At 64.4% G+C, this 18,086-nt stretch carries 3 protein-coding genes and 2 pseudogenes; all 5 read left to right on the top strand.

Features of this window, described 5'->3' with window-relative positions; translation table 11 throughout:
* Window positions 1-33: 33 nt before the first annotated feature.
* Window positions 34-981 (top strand): annotated as a pseudogene (locus A3K89_RS26840) (AMP-binding protein); the annotation flags it as partial.
* Between the two features lie 182 nt (window positions 982-1,163).
* Window positions 1,164-4,262, top strand: a pseudogene (locus A3K89_RS14560) (condensation domain-containing protein); the annotation flags it as partial.
* Window positions 4,263-4,284: 22 nt separating this feature from the next.
* Complete coding sequence (locus A3K89_RS14555; RefSeq protein ID WP_068427227.1) at window positions 4,285-13,038, top strand: amino acid adenylation domain-containing protein; 8,754 nt, start codon at window positions 4,285-4,287, stop codon at window positions 13,036-13,038.
* A 177-nt stretch (window positions 13,039-13,215) separates the two neighbouring features.
* Window positions 13,216-14,235 (top strand): alpha/beta hydrolase, encoded by a 1,020-nt coding sequence (locus A3K89_RS14550; protein WP_068427225.1) that lies wholly within the window; start codon window positions 13,216-13,218, stop codon window positions 14,233-14,235.
* A gap of 190 nt (window positions 14,236-14,425) precedes the next feature.
* A partial coding sequence (locus tag A3K89_RS14540) for a non-ribosomal peptide synthetase (RefSeq protein ID WP_167674304.1) occupies window positions 14,426-18,086 on the top strand: 3,661 nt, incomplete at its 3' end.

Below are 18,086 nucleotides of genomic sequence, written 5' to 3'. Positions count from 1 at the left end.
CGCGGAACGTTGCTGGCTTCGTCCGTCGGTGCGGTGGTCGACATCGATTCGGACGCAACAGTTCTCGATGCGTTCGCTCGGCGGGTGGCGGAGCGACCGGACGCGGTGGCCGTGCGGTTCGGTGACTCGTCGTGGACGTATGCCGAATTCGACGCGCGAGTGACGGCGATCGCGTCGGGATTGCGTGCTGCGGGTGTCGAGGTCGGCAGCACGGTGGCCGTGGCGATGCGGCGGTCGAACGACATGCTGGCTGCACTGTACGGCGTGATTCGTGCGGGTGCGGCCTACGTGCCGATCGATCCGGATCATCCGGTGGAGCGCAGGGAATACATTCTCGATTTGGTGCGCCCGAATCTGGTGTTGACAGAAGAGGTGCTGGGGAGCCTCGCCTCCGGCAGTGCGGCGCTGCCGCTCCCGAACCGCGACGATGCAGCGTACGTGATCTTCACGTCGGGCTCGACGGGTCGGCCGAAGGGTGTGACGGTGTCGCATGCGGCTGTGGTCAACCAGGTGTCGTGGCTGGTCGCTGAGTACGGTCTCGGCGTCGATGATGTGGTGTTGCAGAAGACTCCGTTCACGTTCGATGTGTCGGTGTGGGAGTTGTTCGGCACGTTGGCTGCCGGCGGCACGCTCGTCGTCGCCGAGCCGGACGGGCATCGGGATCCGCAGTACCTGGGGTCGGTGATCGAGTCGGAGGGTGTGACGGCGACGTCGTTCGTTCCGTCGATGCTCGCGGCATTCGCATCCCAGGTGTCGCCCGAGGCGGTTCGCTCGCTGCGACACGTGTTGGTGGCAGGTGAGGCGTTCGGATCGTCGGTCGCGAACGCTGCTCGGCAGGTGATGCCGTCGGCGCAGCTGCACAATTTGTACGGGCCTACCGAGTTCACGGTGCACGCCACCGCGTACTCGCTCGACGGAAACGCCACTGCTTCCGATGTTCCGATCGGTACGGCTGTGTCGAATTCGGCCGCGTACGTCTTGGNTCGCCCGAGGCGGTTCGCTCGCTGCGACACGTGTTGGTGGCAGGTGAGGCGTTCGGATCGTCGGTCGCGAACGCTGCTCGGCAGGTGATGCCGTCGGCGCAGCTGCACAATTTGTACGGGCCTACCGAGTTCACGGTGCACGCCACCGCGTACTCGCTCGACGGGAACGACACTGCCTCCGATGTTCCGATCGGTACGGCTGTGTCGAATTCGGCCGCGTACGTCTTGGACTCGCGACTACATCTCGCACCGGTCGGCGTCGTCGGTGAGCTGTACCTCGCGGGTATGCAATTGGCGCAGGGCTATTTCGGTCGCGCGGATCTGACGGCGGATCGGTTCGTGGCGAGTCCGTTCAGCGCTGGGGAGCGTATGTATCGCACGGGAGACCTCGTGCGGTGGGACGCGTCAGGCCGGCTCCTGTACGTGGGCCGCTCGGATTTTCAGGTGAAGTTGCGTGGTCAGCGGATCGAGTTGGGTGAGATCGAAGCGGCTGTTGCGCAGTGTGGTGCGGTGTCGCGTGCGGTGGTGGAGGTTCGTCAGGATCGTCTGGTGGCGTATGTCGTCCCGGCTGCCGAGACGATCGATGTCGATGTGGTGAAAGCGACTGTGGCCGAGGTGTTGCCGTCGTACATGGTGCCGGCGACGTTCGTGGTGCTGGACGCCATGCCGGTGGGTGCGTCGGGCAAGTTGGATCGAAAAGCGTTGCCGGATCCGGTGTTCGAGGTGCGTGATTTCCGCGGTCCGCAGACGCCCGTTCAGGAGATCGTGGCGCGGGTGTTCGGTGACGTGCTCGGTGTCGATCGGGTCGGGCTCGATGATGATTTCTTCGCGTTGGGTGGTAACTCGCTGATCGCGACTCAGGTCGTTGCCCGCCTGGGTGCGGCGTTGGACACCAGGGTTCCGGTTCGAATGCTGTTCGACGCATCGACAGTCGAAGGTATCGCGGCACGGGTGGGATCCGCTGACGGCGATCGCATTCCATTGACGACGCGCCCACGTGCGACGCACGTGCCGTTGTCTCTTGCTCAGCAACGCATGTGGTTCTTGAACCGACTGGATCCCGAATCCGCGGTAGACAACATCCCGGTGGCGGTTCGACTGAAAGGCCGATTGGACACAGTCGCGCTGGAGGATGCAGTACGCGACGTCGTCGCGCGACACGACATTCTTCGAACGGTCTATCCGGAAATCGACGGAGTCGGATACCAGGATGTTCGGCCGGTCGCCGACGTCGTCGTCGATCTGACGCCCATCCCTGTCACGGAGTCCGAGGTGCGTTCGGCAACAGTCGCTTTCTTCGCCACAGGGTTCGACGTGACCTTGTCGGCACCGTTCCGTACGCGACTGCTGCAGCAAGCTGCGGACGACTTCGTGCTGCTTGTCGTCGTGCATCACATTGCGGCGGACGGTTTCTCGGTCGGTCCGTTGACCCGGGACCTCATGATCGCGTATTCGGCACGAGTGAACGGTGCTGCACCGGGCTGGGCGCCGCTGCCGGTGCAGTACGCCGATTACACGCTGTGGCAACGCGAGGTACTCGGGTCGTCGGATGACCCGAGTTCTCTGATGGCGACGCAGGAGCGTCACTGGGTATCGAAGCTCGAATCGCTGCCGGAGGAGTTGGCGCTGCCGACAGACCGTCCGCGTCCACTCGTATCTTCGGGTTTGGGTGCAGTGCGCACGGTTTCTCTGGCGGCCGACCTTCGCGCGTCGATCGAGGCCTACGCGGCTGAGCGCCGCGCCACACCATTCATGGTCGTACATGCTGCGCTGGCCGTGCTGTTGTCGCGGCTGGCCGCGACAGAAGATGTCGCCGTGGGGACCCCGGTCGCCGGGCGAGGTGAAGCCCAACTCGACGACCTCGTCGGAATGTTCGTGAACACGTTGGTGCTGCGCACCCCGATCAGTCGGAACGCCGAATTCGACGACGTACTGGAAACAGTGCGTGGCGTCGACATCGATGCGTTCGAGCACGCGGACGTTCCGTTCGAGCGTCTCGTCGAGGTGTTGGACCCTCCTCGCTCGCAGGGGAGGCACCCGCTGGTGCAGGTGCTGTTGACGTTCCAGAATGTGCAGGCTGGGACATTCGAGCTTCCCGGGTTGTCGATTTCCGGCGTCGACTTCGATGTAGTGGCATCGAAGATGGACCTGCAGGTGACGGTGTCCGACGGCATCGACCAGGGCTACCTCCTCGAGTTCACCTACGCCACCGATTTGTTCGACGCCACGACAGTGGCCGAGTTCGGCGATCGCCTTGCTCGTGTTCTCGAAGCAGTGGTTGCCGATTCCGCTGTGGTCGTGGGGGACATCGATGTGGTGGGTGATGCCGAGCGTGAGTTGTTGCGGAGGTCGTCGGTCGGGTCGGTGCATGAGTTCGGCTCTGGTGAAACGATGTTGGATGCGTTCGATGCGCAGGTGGCGGCACGTCCGGATGCGACGGCGGTGGTGTTCGAGGGGACAGCTCTGTCGTTCGCCGAGTTCGATGCGCGCGTGAATAGTCTTGCGCGTTTCCTGATCTCGGAGGGAGTGGGCCCGGAGCGGACGGTCGCGGTGGCGATGCGTCGCTCGATCGAGATGCTCGTGGCGCTGTATGCGGTGTTGCGGTCGGGTGCGGCGTATGTTCCGGTGGATCCGGACCAGCCTGCGGAGCGCAACCAGTACATTCTCGATACGGCCGGTGTGTCGGTGGTGTTGTCGACGTCGCGGGACGAGGTGGCGTTCGAACATGTTGCGGTGGATCGACTCCCGCTCGGCGGGTTCTCGGCCGGGCCGGTGACGGATGTGGATCGGGTTCGGCCGTTGCGTGCGTCGAATGCGGCGTATGTGCTGTTCACGTCTGGGTCGACGGGTCGGCCGAAGGGTGTGGCGGTGTCGCATGCGGCTGTGGTCAATCAGGTGTCGTGGTTGGTCGCGGAGTATGGTCTCGGCGTCGATGATGTGGTGTTGCAGAAGACCCCGTTCACGTTCGACGTGTCGGTGTGGGAGTTGTTCGGCACACTGGCTGCAGGCGGCACGTTGGTCGTCGCCGAGCCGGACGGGCATCGGGACCCGCAGTATCTGGGGTCGGTGATCGAGTCGGAGGGTGTAACGGCGACGTCGTTCGTTCCGTCGATGCTCGCGGCGTTCGCATCTCAGGTGTCGCCCGAGGCGGTTCGCTCGCTGCGACACGTGTTGGTGGCAGGTGAGGCGTTCGGATCGTCGGTCGCGAACGCTGCTCGGCAGGTGATGCCGTCGGCGCAGCTGCACAATTTGTACGGGCCTACCGAGTTCACGGTGCACGCNCGTCCGCAGCAGAGGGCCCGTGTCGGCGACGTCGTTCGTTCCGTCGATGCTCGCGGCGTTCGCATCTCAGGTGTCGCCCGAGGCGGTTCGCTCGCTGCGACACGTGTTGGTGGCAGGTGAGGCGTTCGGATCGTCGGTCGCGAACGCTGCTCGGCAGGTGATGCCGTCGGCGCAGCTGCACAATTTGTACGGGCCTACCGAGTTCACGGTGCACGCCACCGCCTACTCGCTCGACGGAAACGCCACTGCTTCCGATGTTCCGATCGGTACGGCTGTGTCGAATTCGGCTGCGTACGTCTTGGATTCGCGACTACATCTCGCACCGGTCGGCGTCGTCGGTGAGCTGTACCTCGCGGGTATGCAGTTGGCGCAGGGCTATTTCGGTCGCGCGGATCTGACGGCGGATCGGTTCGTGGCGAGTCCGTTCAGCGCTGGGGAGCGTATGTATCGCACGGGAGACCTCGTGCGGTGGGATGCGTCAGGCCGGCTCCTGTACGTGGGCCGCTCGGACTTCCAGGTGAAGTTGCGCGGTCAGCGGATCGAGTTGGGTGAGATCGAAGCGGCTGTTGCGCAGTGTGGTTCGGTGTCGCGTGCGGTGGTGGAGGTTCGTCAGGATCGTTTGGTGGCGTACGTCGTCCCGGCCGGCGAGGCGATCGACGTCGATGTGGTGAAAGCGTCTGTGGCCGAGGTGTTGCCGTCGTACATGGTGCCGTCGGTGTTCGTGGTGCTCGACGAGTTGCCGGTGGGTGCGTCGGGCAAGTTGGATCGGAGGGCGTTGCCGGAGCCGGTGTTCGAGGTGCGTGAGTTCCGAGCTCCGCAGACGCCCGTTGAGGAGATCGTCGCTGACGTTTTCGCGGACTTGTTGGGTGCCCCGCGCGTCGGAGTGGACGACGACTTCTTCGAACTCGGCGGCAACTCGCTGATCGCGACACAGGTCGTTGCCCGCCTGGGTGCGGCGTTGGACACCAGGGTTCCGGTTCGAATGCTGTTCGACGCTTCCTCGGTCGGTGACCTCGCTGCACGGGTCGAGTCGTCGGTCGGTGCCGGCGGGCGACAGCAATTGGTGGCACGTGAGCGTCCAGAGCACGTGCTGCTCTCCCTCGCGCAGCAGCGCATGTGGTTCCTCAACCGGCTCGATCCGCAATCGGCCGTCTACAACGTGCCCATGGCTGTTCGTCTCGTCGGTGAAATGAACGTCGATGCGTTGAAGGGTGCCGTACTCGATGTCGTGGGCCGGCACGAGGCGCTGCGGACGTACTATCCGACGGTCGACGGAACTCCTGTCCAGCGCGTCGTCTCGGTGGACGAAGTCGCGTTGGACCTGAATCCGATCGCGGTGTCCGAAACGGGTCTTCTCGAGGTCGTCTCGGACACAGTCGGTAGGGGATTCGACGTCGCGTCGGCCGTCCCACTCCGTGCGGCGCTGATCGAGGTGGGGCGAAACGACCGGGTTCTCGTCGTGGTCGTTCATCACATTTCCGCAGACGGATCGTCGATCGCGCCGTTGGCGCGTGATGTCATGACGGCGTACGCCGCACGCAGCATCGGCCAGGAACCCGACTGGGTTCCCTTGCCGATTCAGTACGCGGATTACGCCCTGTGGCAGCGAGACATTCTCGGCGAGCTCGATGACCCCGCCTCGATCGCGCGTCGGCAATTGGACTATTGGCGCGGACAACTCGCCGATCTACCCGAGGTGCTCGATCTGCCGACCGACCGGCCGCGTCCCGCCGTTCAGTCCTTGGCAGGTGCGTCCGAGACATTCGAGATCGACCGCTCGGTACATATGGCGCTCGATGCACTTGCCCGGCGTTGTGGGGCAACGCGTTTCATGGTTGTGCACGCTGTCCTCGCTGCACTGCTGGCGCGTTGGGCAGGTTCGTCCGACATCAGCATCGGCACACCCGTTGCCGGTCGTGGGGACGCGGCCCTCGACGATCTGATCGGTATGTTCGTCAACACGCTCGTCCTGCGCACACAGGTCGACTCCGCGGGCTCCTTCGACGAGTTGGTGGAATCGGTGCGGCGCACCGATATCGAGGCCTTCGGCCATGCAGACCTGCCATTCGAGTGGCTGGTCGACGAACTGTCGCCGGCGCGTTCGACGGCGCATTCGCCGCTGTTCCAAGTCCTTCTGGTGTTCCAGAACTTCGCGCGGGAACACTTCGAACTGGGCGGCCTGACAGTATCGGGTGTCGACGCCGACACTCGTACAGCGAAATACGACCTTCAGTTCAGCTTCGTCGAAAAATTCGACTCGGCGGGGTCCGTCGACGGGGTCGCCGTATCGATCATGTACGCGACTGCATTGTTCGACGACACCACCATCGACGCGGTCGGACGCCGGTTCGTACGAATGCTGACCGCGGCCGTGTCGACTCCGAACATGGTGGTCGGCGACATCGACGTTCTGGATTCCGTCGAACGCTGCGACATCGTCGACCGATGGAATGCGACGGACCAGTGGATCGATCCTGCGACCCACCTGGTCGAGTTGTTCGACCGACAGGTTCGACGCACCCCGGACGCAGTTGCGGTGGTCGAGGGGGACCGGTCCTGGACCTACTCGGAATTCGACGCTGTCGTCAACAGTACTGCGCGGCAGTTGATGTCGATGGGCGCCCAGCCCGAGGTGACCGTCGCCGTGGCCATGGCGCGGTCGTTCGATGCGCTCGTGGCCGTGTACGCGGTGATGAAGGCCGGCGCTGCGTATGTTCCGGTGGATCCGGAACAGCCGATGGAGCGCAACGAGCGGATCATCTCCGTTGCCGACCCGGCGATCGTCCTGACCAGACGGTGTGACGACTTCATTCCATCCGATGACGGCCCTCGCGCGACCTACTTCGAAGACTTGGACTGCTCGTCGCAGCCGAATTCGACGGTGACGGACATGGACAGGGCTCGGCCTCTTCGTGCGACGGACGCGGCCTACTTGATCTTCACGTCAGGTTCGACCGGATTGCCGAAGGGTATGGAAATCACCCATGCCGCCACGGTGAACCAGTTGTCCTGGGCTCAGGCGCACTATCCCCTCGACGAGACCGATGTGGTGCTGCACAAGACACCCACGACGTTCGACATCTCGGTGTGGGAGATGTTCTGGACGTTGCACACCGGCGCACGCATCGTCGTCGCCGAACCTGGTGGGCATCGTGATCCCGAGTACCTACGCGAGGTGATTAAACGGTGTGGCGTCACGACGATCCACTTCGTTCCGTCCATGCTGGTCGCGTACAGCCACGCCGCGGGTGCGCTCGGGTCTTCGATTCGACGTGTTTTCGTGGCGGGCGAGGCGCTGACGCCGTCGACCATCGAGCTGTTCCGTGCGAACAACGATGCAGATCTGCACAATTGGTACGGACCCGCCGAGGTTCAGGTCGTCACGGCATCCCGAGCAGACAACACAGATGGCCCCGTGTCCATCGGTGCGCCGGTGTGGAACACGAAACTGCGAGTTCTCGACGCTCGTCTGCAGCCTGTGCCCGTCGGCGTGTCGGGTGAGCTGTACGTGTCGGGTATGCAGTTGGCGCGCGGATACCGACGTCGGCCCGGATTGACGGCAGATCGATTCGTCGCTGATCCGTTCGGTGCCGGATCGCGCATGTATCGTACCGGTGACCTCGTGCAGTGGACACGCGACGGCGAGCTGATCTACAAGGGCCGCACCGACTTCCAGGTCAAATTGCGTGGCCAACGGATAGAACCGGGGGAGATCGAAGCGGTGCTCACGCGCCACCCCGACATCGAATCCGCCGCGGTCGTTCTGCATCGCGACGCCACACTCGGTGACCGTTTGGTCGCCTACGTTGCGTCGTCCACCGACATCTCGCCGGCCGATGTGACGACGTTCGTGTCCGAGGCCGTGCCGTCGTACATGGTGCCGTCGGCGGTCATCGTGATGGACGTTCTGCCGCTGGGCGCGACCGGGAAGATCGACCGCAAGGCATTACCCGAACCGGAGTTCGCTGCAACCGAATACAGGGCGCCGGTCACCGACACCGAACTCGCCGTGGCCGACATCTTCGGCGCAGTGATCGGTTCGGAGAAGATCGGACTGGACGACGACTTCTTCGCGCTCGGCGGAAACTCGCTGATCGCAACGCAGGTCGTCGCCCGGGCGTCGGAGCGCTTCGACCGACAGGTCCCGCTTCGGTTGCTGTTCGAGGCGTCGACGGTCGGCAGTTTCGCGGCCAAGGTCGAGACGTTGGTGGATTCCTGCCGCCGATCGGCGCCAGTTCCGCGGAGTCGCCCGGATCGGATCCCGTTGTCCCTTGCCCAGCAGCGGCTGTGGGTCCTGAACCGTCTGTATCCCGGCTCCGGAGTCCGTAACATTCCGGTGGCAGTTCGGCTGTCCGGACCGTTGAACGAGGACGCCCTCCGAGCGTCCGTTCGCGACTTGTTGGCGCGGCACGAGTCCTTGCGCACCATGTATCCCGAGGCGGACGGTGTTGGGTATCAGTTGATTTGCGACGTGGACGATGTCGTCCTCGACCTCACGCCGGCCGTAGTCGACGAAGCGAACCTTCGAGCTACCGTGGAGGACATCGCAACTCGCGGCTTCGACGTCTCGTCCGAGGTACCGCTCCGGACCGGACTGCTCCGAATCGCCGACGACGACCACGTGCTGGTGTTCGTCGCGCATCACATCGCGGCGGATGGATTCTCGATGCGCCCGCTCACTGCAGATGTCATGGTGTCGTACGCCGCGAGGTCGGAAGGTCGGTCGCCCGACCGTCCACCGCTCGCGGTCCAGTACGCCGACTACACACTGTGGCAGCGAGACGTCCTCGGCGTTCCGGAAGATCCGCAGTCGCTTGCGGCGCGACAACTGGACTACTGGCGGAAACAGCTGGACGGTTTGTCGGAGGGGATCGATCTCCCGTTCGACAGACCGAAATCCGGTCCTGCCAGCTATTCCGGAGCGACCGTGACGTTCGCCGTGTCCTCGAATCTCCGCGCGAGAGCCGAGGCTCTTGCACGCGCGAACAATGCAACGTTGTTCATGGTGTTCCATGCTGCCCTCGCGGTCCTGCTCGGACGATTGGCCGCAACCGAGGATGTTGCGATCAGTTCACCTACAGCAGGCCGAGGCGCCGCCGAGTTGGACGACCTGATCGGAATGTTCGTCAACTCGATGGTTCTCCGGACCCGAGCGACGTCGTCGACGACGTTCGCCGAGATGCTCGCGCACACCCGTGACATCGATCTCGACGCATTTGCGCACTCGGATGTCCCGTTCGAACGCGTTCTCGAGGAAATCGACTCCGAGCGTCGGTGGATCAACGGTGCACGAGTGCCGGTGGCGTTGAGCTTCCAGAACCTGGGATGGGGCACGCTCGAGCTGTCGGGGTTGCGCGTCGACACCGTCGACTTCGACCCGGGATCGGCCAAGTACGACTTGCATTTCGTGGTTCAGGAGGCGACGGACACGGAGGGGCGGCCGGGTCTGATCGGATCGATCACCTACGCAACGGACCTGTTCGACGAGTCGACCGTGCGCGAGATCGGCGAACAGTGGATACGGGTACTGGAGGAAGGTACGTCGGATCCGTCCGTGGCGGTGGGCGACATCGGTCTTGTCAGCGCGACGGAACTCAGCCGCACCATCTCCGAGTGGAACGACACGACGACCGTGGTTCCGTTCGTCCACACGCTGCCCGAGTTGTTGGATCGGCAGGCAACCCGAGCTCCCGACGCCGTTGCGGTGGTCGAGGGGGACGCACTGCTGACCTACGGTGAGTTCGCCGCGACGGTGGCGCGCACAGCGAGATGGTTGATCTCGTGCGGCGTCGGACCCGAGGACCGGGTGGCCGTCGCGATGCACAGGTCCATGGATCTCGTTGTCGCCGTGCATGCGATCACCGTCGCAGGCGGTGCCTACGTGCCGATGGATCCCGATCAGCCATCGCTCAGAACCGAACACGTCGTGGCGACGTCACGTCCGGTCATGGTGCTGTCGGAAATCGACGGCGACACTACAGCTGCCTTCCCGTCCGACCCCGTGACCGACTCCGATCGCATTCGACCGCTGCGTTCCGACAACACCGCGTACGTGATGTTCACATCCGGGTCGACGGGGCGACCGAAGGGCGTCGCGGTATCGCATGCGGCAGTGGTCAACCAAGTGTCCTGGCTCGCTGCCGAATACGGAATCGATGCCGACGACGTCGTGCTGCACAAAACTCCGTTCACGTTCGACGTGTCGGTGTGGGAATTGTTCGGGGCGACCGCAGGTGGTGGCCGTCTCGTGATCGCCGCGCACGACGGTCACCGTGACCCGCAGTATCTCGCGTCGACGATCGAGTCGGAGGGTGTCACGGCGGTATCTTTCGTTCCGTCCATGCTGTCCGTCTTCGCAGCTCAGGTGAATCCGGCCCGGCTGCACTCTCTTCGACACGTGCTGGCAGCCGGTGAGGAGCTGGGACGGGCCGCGGCGCGAACGGCGTCGGCGTCTCTGCCGTCGGCGACGCTGCACAACCTGTACGGTCCGACCGAATGTGCAGTCCATGCGACGGCGTACCGCTACGACCCGAGCGAGTCGTCTCCGACGGGCCCAGGCGAGGGAGTTCCGATCGGAAGTCCTGTCTGGAATTGCGGTGCCTACGTGCTGAATTCACGTCTGCAGCCGTCGCCCGTCGGTGTCGTCGGCGAGTTGTATCTGGCCGGTGTCCAAGTGGCGCGCGGCTACGAGAATCGACCGGACCTGACGGCCGAACGATTCGTCGCGCACCCGTTCCGTACGACAGGGGAACGGTTGTACCGGACCGGTGATCTCGTTCGACGTACTCGGTCGGGACAGCTGGTCTACGTGGCGCGTGTCGACTCCCAAGTGAAGCTGCGCGGCCAGCGCGTCGAACTCGGGGAGATCGAAACGGTTCTGCTGCAGCACGATTCTGTGGGCGGCGCTGCGGTCGATGTCCGCGGCGACCGGCTCGTCGGATACGTGACGCCAGCTGGACCCGGGACCGATGTCGCCAGGGACGCAGTGCGAACGCTGGTGAAGGAGACGCTGCCGAAGCACATGGTTCCCGCCGTCCTGGTCGTGGTCGACGCCATTCCGACGACTGCGACCGGCAAGTTGGACCGGGCGGCCTTGCCCGATCCGGTCACGTCGGTCGCGGAGCGCCGTGCGCCGACCACGCGTGTCGAGGAGGCTGTTGCGACGGTGTTCGCGGACGTCATGAACCTGCCGCAGGTGGGACTCGACGACGACTTCTTCGAACTCGGCGGCAATTCACTGCTCGCGACGAAAGTGGTGTCTCGACTCGGCGACGCACTCGACGCCTCCGTTCCTCTTCGACTGCTGTTCGATGCGTCGTCGGTAGCCGAACTGGCCTCGGCCTTGGACGAATACGTGGGCGACGGTCGGCGACTGCCGTTGATCGGCAGGCCGAGGCCCGGCATGATCCCACTGTCGGTGCAGCAGCAGAGGACGTGGTCGTTGGCGCAATGGATTCCGAAGTCGCCGTATTTCAATATTCCGGTCGCGGTTCGCATCACCGGAGCGATCGACGCGGACGCGTTGGCCGTGGCCGCGCGCGACGTCGTCGAGCGTCACGAATCACTTCGGACCGTGTATCCCAAAGTCGACGATGTTCCCGTGCAGGACATTCTGCCCGCCGAGGCGGTATCACTCGACCTGTCACCGATCGACGTGACGGAGGACGATCTGCCCGACCGCATGGCCGGATTGCTCGCCGTCGGATTCGACACCGGGTGCGAGCCGCCGATCAGAATGACGCTGTTCCGGCTGGGGGCGTCGGAGCACGTGGTTGTCGTCGTGTTCCACCACATCGCGGCAGACGGATCGTCTTTCGGCCCGTTCGCGCGCGACCTCACGCAGGCATATTCCGCTCGGGCTGCGGGGGAGGTACCCGGTTGGGAACCGTTGAAGGTTCAGTACGCGGACTACGCACTGTGGCAACGGGAGAGACTCGGCGAGCTGTCCGACCCGGCGTCGCTCGCCAGTCGTCAGTTGCAGTTCTGGCGTGAGACCCTCGCAGACCAGCCGGATCTGCTGAACGTCGAACTGGACCGTCCTCGTCCGGAGGTACGCACGATGGCGGGAAGCTCGGTGAGTGTTGCGCTGGACCGGGATGTACACGCCGCGATCGATCTGTGTGCGCGAGCGGCGGGAACGACACGCTTCATGGTCGTGCACGCGGCGATGGCTGTGGTACTGGCTCGGTGGTCCGGTAACACCGACGTCACCGTCGGAGCGCCCACTGCAGGCCGCGGTAACGAACTGCTCGACGGGTTGGTCGGAATGTTCGTCAGCACGGTCGTGCTTCGCACCGTCGTCGACACCTCGATGTCGTTCGCGGAGCTGCTCTCCGACGTCCGTAGCCGAGACATAGCGGCGTTCGAGAACACCGACATTCCGTTCGACTGGCTGCTGAACGAACTGCTACCAGCTCGGCCGGTGTCGCAGGTGCCGTTCTTCCAGGTCATGATGGCGTTCCAGAACTACGAGCAGCGGGTGGCCGAACTCGGCGGGGTGACGATGGAGGCGATGGGAACGGACGTCGACACCGCAAAACTGGACCTGTACTTCGTGTTCGTCGAGGCGACCGAACCCGATGGATCGTGCGCCGGCATGTCGATCGAGATCGCGTACGCGACCGAACTGTTCGACGAGTCGACCGTCGTCGCTCTCGGTCATGCTCTTCGCCGGGTACTGACGGCCGCGGTATTCGATCCGACGTCGACAGTGGGAGACTTGCCGATGGAAGAGGCTGTGGGTTCGGTACATCTCACGAACACGGATCGGTAACGGATAACGGAAGTATGTCGATTAGGGGTCGGCAGGTACGGTACGTCCGGATGGACACCCGAGTCGTTCGAGCGAGTGGGAAGCCACGAAGCCGAGCGAGTGAAACCTCACAGAATGGTGGAAGTAGAACTTATGCGTCGAACGAAGCCGCGCACGTTGTCCTCCGTGTTCACACGGATGGCGGTCGTGTCCGTCGCACTGGTGGTGCCCTTCGCGGGCCTTGCAGGGACGGCGTCCGCCGATCCCGTCGTCGACAACGCTGCGCCTCTGGCAGCCGCGACGTCTGCCGACGGTTCCAAGGTCACCCGCATCGAGACCAAGAACGACCGAGAGCTGACGATGTACGTCTACTCGGCCGCGATGGACGAGGAGATCCCGCTCGACGTTCTGCGTCCCGGTGACACGAGCGTTCCTCGGCCGACGCTCTACATGCTGAACGGAGCTGGTGGCGGCGAGGATTCCGCTACCTGGCGAGCGCGCACGGACGCGTACGAGTTCTTCGGCGACAAGAACATCAACGTCGTCTCGCCGATCGGTGGAAAGTGGAGCTACTACACCGACTGGAAGCAGGCCGACCCTGTCCTCGGTGTCAACAAGTGGAAGACGTTCCTGACCGAGGAGATCCCGCCGTTGGTCGACGCGGCCCTCGGAACCAACGGCGTCAATGCCATCGCCGGACTGTCCTCGTCGGGCACCTCCGTCCTGCAGCTCGCGATCGCCAAGCCCGACCTCTACCGCGGCGTCGCTGCGTACAGTGGCTGCGCGCAGACGTCCGACCCGATCGGCCAGACCTTCGTCAAGCAGGTCGTCGAGCTGTACGGCGGCGGCAGCACCCTCAACATGTACGGGCCGGACAACGACCCGATGTGGGCCGAGAACGATCCGTACGTCAACGCAGAGAAGCTGCGTGGGCTGGATCTGTACATCTCCAACGGCAACGGCTTGCCTGGCATGTACGACAACCTGAACGGCCCGGACATCAACGGCCGAGTGCCCACCCTGGCCAACCAGATCATCGTCGGCGGTGTCATCGAGGCCGCGACCAACTACTGCTCGCACAATCTGCAGAACAAGCTCAACCAGCTCGGTATCCCGGCCACGTACAACTTCCGTGACAGTGGCACGCACTCGTGGGGTTACTGGGATGACGACCTGAAGAACTCGTGGCCCGTGCTCGCGCGCGCGCTCGGAATCTGACGGACACCGCTCGAGAATTTTCACAAATGCCTCCCTCCGAACTGGAGGGAGGCATTTGTTTCAGTAGCCTGGAGTTTGCCGTCGCCCGACGGCGCACCATCCGATAGCTCAGCATCGACGTACAGCCCGAACCGGTCTCGGCACATCGTCTGTTCGTTGCCGTCGAGAATGGGGATGAGAGGACTGTCGCGTGGCTGACGATCGACCACCTGCCGGTGTGCTGTCGATCAGCGACGTCCCGTCACTGATCGCGCGCGCGGCGCAGGTCGCACCCGATCGCACGGCCGTGACATTGGGCGACGTCAGTCCTACGCTCGCCCGCGTCGACTCCGAGTTGCGTGCTCTCGACGAGGCCATGGGCGGCGTCCTCGGACCCGAATCACTCGTACCTCTGGTCTTGTCCGCGCTGGCTCCCGACAGTGCGTCGACCGATGGCGGCGCGCTCGAGCGTGCAGTGGATGCGTTGCTCGTGACGGCGGCCGACGTTCTCGGTCTCGATCCGGCGCCGCAACCGAACGACAGGCCGCGGACACTGATCGAGGCATTCGAAGCGCGCGTCGCACTCACTCCGGACCGTATTGCCGTCGAGCATCGCGCAGACGCACTCACCTACGCCGAGCTGAACCGTCGGGCAACCGTTGTCGCGCAGACGCTCCGTGCCCACGGTGCGCGGGCCGACACCACCGTCGGACTGGCCCTCCACCGATCCGTCGATCTCGTCGTCGGCATGTACGCGATCCTGAAGACCGGCGCGGCCTACGTTGCACTCGACCCCGACCATCCGGTCGACCGACTCGCGTACGTGCTGTCGGTGGCCACGCCGGTCGTCGTGCTGACCGACAGCAGGATCGCCCCCGGACTGCAGGCCGAGACGCTGACGATCGACGACATCGACATCGACATCGACATCGACATCGACGTCGACCGAGACGACGACGGCATGGCGGGGCAGGCTAGTCCCGACGACTTGGCCTACGTGCTGTTCACGTCCGGATCCACCGGCCGCCCCAAGGGCGTCGCCGTGTCACACCGGGCGATTCTGGCCAATATCGGCTGGCGTCAACGCCGCTACGCACTCACCGAGGACGACGTCGTCCTGCAGAAGACGCCGTTCACGTTCGACGTGTCGGTGTGGGAGTTCTTCTGGCCGCTGCAGGTGGGCGCCCGTCTGGTGCTCGCAGACCCGGGGGCGCACGGGGATCCGGACCATCTCGCCGATATCGTTCGTCGATCGAGCGTGACGGTCGTGCATTTCGTGCCGTCCATGCTCGCGGCCTTCGTCGACGCGCCGACGACGAGTGAATTGCCGACGCTGCGCTACGTGTTCGCGTCGGGCGAGGAGCTACCGGCCGCGACTGCGGCTCGATTCCGCGTCGAACATGCTGCAGCACTGCACAATCTGTACGGCCCGACGGAAGCAGCCGTCGACGTCACGCACCACGAGGTGACCGATGCCGACGACGTGGTCGTGCCTATCGGCACGGCAGTCGACGACACCGAACTGTACGTCCTCGACGCCGGGCTCGGCCGTGTGCCGCCTGACGTCGTCGGCGAGTTGTACATCGCCGGAGTGCAACTCGCGCGTGGCTATCTGTCCGCGCCCGCGAGAACCGCCGAGCGATTCGTCGCCGATCCGTTCCGTCCGGGCGAGAGGATGTACCGCACCGGCGACCTCGTCAGACGAGCCGCGGGCGGCGAATTGATCTATCTCGGTCGGACCGACTTTCAGGTCAAGCTCCGAGGGCTCCGTATCGAGCTCGGAGAGATCGAAGCCGTCCTGCAGGCGCACGACTACGTCGCGGACAGCGCTGCCGTCGTTCGTGGTGATCGACTCGTCGGGTACGTGGTGCCGTCTCGTCGAGCAGAATCGGACTTCGACGTCGACGCGCTACGGGCGGAACTGCGACGCACGCTGCCGGCGTACATGGTGCCGTCGCAGCTGGTGGTTCTGGACCGGATGCCCGTCGGGACGTCGGGAAAGCTCGACCGCGCGGCCTTGCCGGAACCGTCGGAACAACGCGAAGAATTCGCAGAACCCGTCGGCGATACCGAAAGTGCTGTCGCCGCGGTGTTCTCGGAGATTCTCGGCGTGCGTCGAGTCGGACGCACCGACGACTACTTCGCACTCGGCGGCAATTCCCTCAGTGCCACGCGGGTCGTTGCGCGGCTGAACAGTCGGTTCGGAGTCCGGATCGGAGTTCGAGAGTTCTTCGACGCGTCGACGGTGGCCGAGTGGGCTCGCCTGATCGACGACGCCGAACCAGCAGGTCGGTCGCCCGACTCGATTCTCTCTCCGCGCACATGGCCGGAGCGGATACCGCTGTCGTTGGCGCAGCACCGCATGTGGTTTCTGAATCGTCTCGATCCAGGGTCGTCCGTGAACACCATCTCGGTCGCTCTACGGCTCAGCGGAGACCTTCGCGAATGGGCACTCGAGAACGCGGTCGGTGACGTGATCAGACGGCATGCGTCACTTCGGACGACCTATCCCGAGCAGGACGGCATCGGATACCAGCTTGTCCACGCGGCCTCGGACATCGACATCGATTGGCGTGCATCGTCGGTCGACGTCGCCGACCTCCGACGTCACATCGTGACTGCGGTGACCGAACCCTTCGACATCACCGCCGCCCCGCCGTTGCGAGTTCGACTGTTGCAGATCGACGCACGCGAGCACGTACTCGTCGTGGCCGTGCATCACATTGCGGCGGACGGGTTCTCGATGATTCCGCTGACACGCGACATCATGGAGGCCTACGCCGCGCGTAGCGCCGGTCACGCACCCGGGTGGCAGCCTCTGCCGGTGCAGTACGCGGACTACACGCTGTGGCAACGAGAGGTACTCGGGCTGTCGGAGGAGCCCGCGTCGCCGATTGCGGTCCAGGAGCGCTACTGGATCGACACGCTTGCCGAACGACCCGACCAGCTGCAGTTGCCGACGGATCGGCGTCATCCGCCGATTCCTTCCGGAGCCGGCGCGCGGCACACGACGATGGTCGACGCGGCGACTCACGCCGGGCTCGTGTCGATCGCCCGCGAGCACGGAGTCACCGTGTTCATGGTGGTGCACGCGGCGTTGGCAGTCCTGCTGGCACGGCTGTCCGGCACCGGCGACATCGCGATCGGAACGCCGGTGGCCGGTCGCGGCGAGGCCGTTCTCGACGACGTCATCGGGATGTTCGTCAACACACTGGTCCTACGGACCCAGGTCGACGGGGTGTCGCACTTCGGTGAACTCGTGGGGCATGCACGCGAAGTGGATCTCGCCGCGTTCACGCACGCGGATGTGCCGTTCGAACGCGTCGTGGAACTGGTGGACCCGCCGCGGGAGACGTCACGACATCCGCTGTACCAGGTGATGCTGACCTTCGGTGACGTCGGTGACATCGACCTGCAGCTCGACGGTCTCACCGCGCGTGCGCTCGAAACCGACGTCGCGACAGCCAAAGTCGACCTCGAGTTCTCCGTTGTCGAGCGCAGCACCGTGGTCGAGCAGAGCACCGGCCTGTCGATCGGCATCACGTACGCGACCGACATCTTCGACGCGTCGACCGTCGAACTGATCGGTCGCCGATTCGTGCGGATACTTGCTGCAGTGGCATCCGACGCGACGGTGCGGGTCGGTGACATCGATCTTGTCGACGATGCCGAGCGGGTGTTGTTGGCTGGGGTGAACGACACTGCACGCGTGGTGGATTCGACGGCGACGTTGGTGTCGTTGTTCGATGCGCAGGTCGCGGCGTCGCCGGATGCGGTGGCGTTGGTGTTCGAGGGTGAGTCGCTGTCGTACGCGGAGTTCGATGCTCGGGCGAATCGTGTTGCGAGATATTTGATTTCGCGGGGTGTGGGTC

This window comes from Rhodococcoides kyotonense (assembly GCF_001645385.1).
GTDB classification, from domain to species: Bacteria; Actinomycetota; Actinomycetes; order Mycobacteriales; family Mycobacteriaceae; genus Rhodococcoides; species Rhodococcoides kyotonensis_B.
Note: the sequence above shows the minus strand (reverse complement) of the source record. Positions and strands in the feature narration are given on the sequence as shown.

Excerpts from the sequence above, each read along its gene's own strand:
- A3K89_RS14550 (WP_068427225.1), top strand. The coding sequence starts at position 13,216 with ATGGCGGTCGTGTCCGTCGCACTGGTGGTGCCCTTCGCGGGCCTTGCA.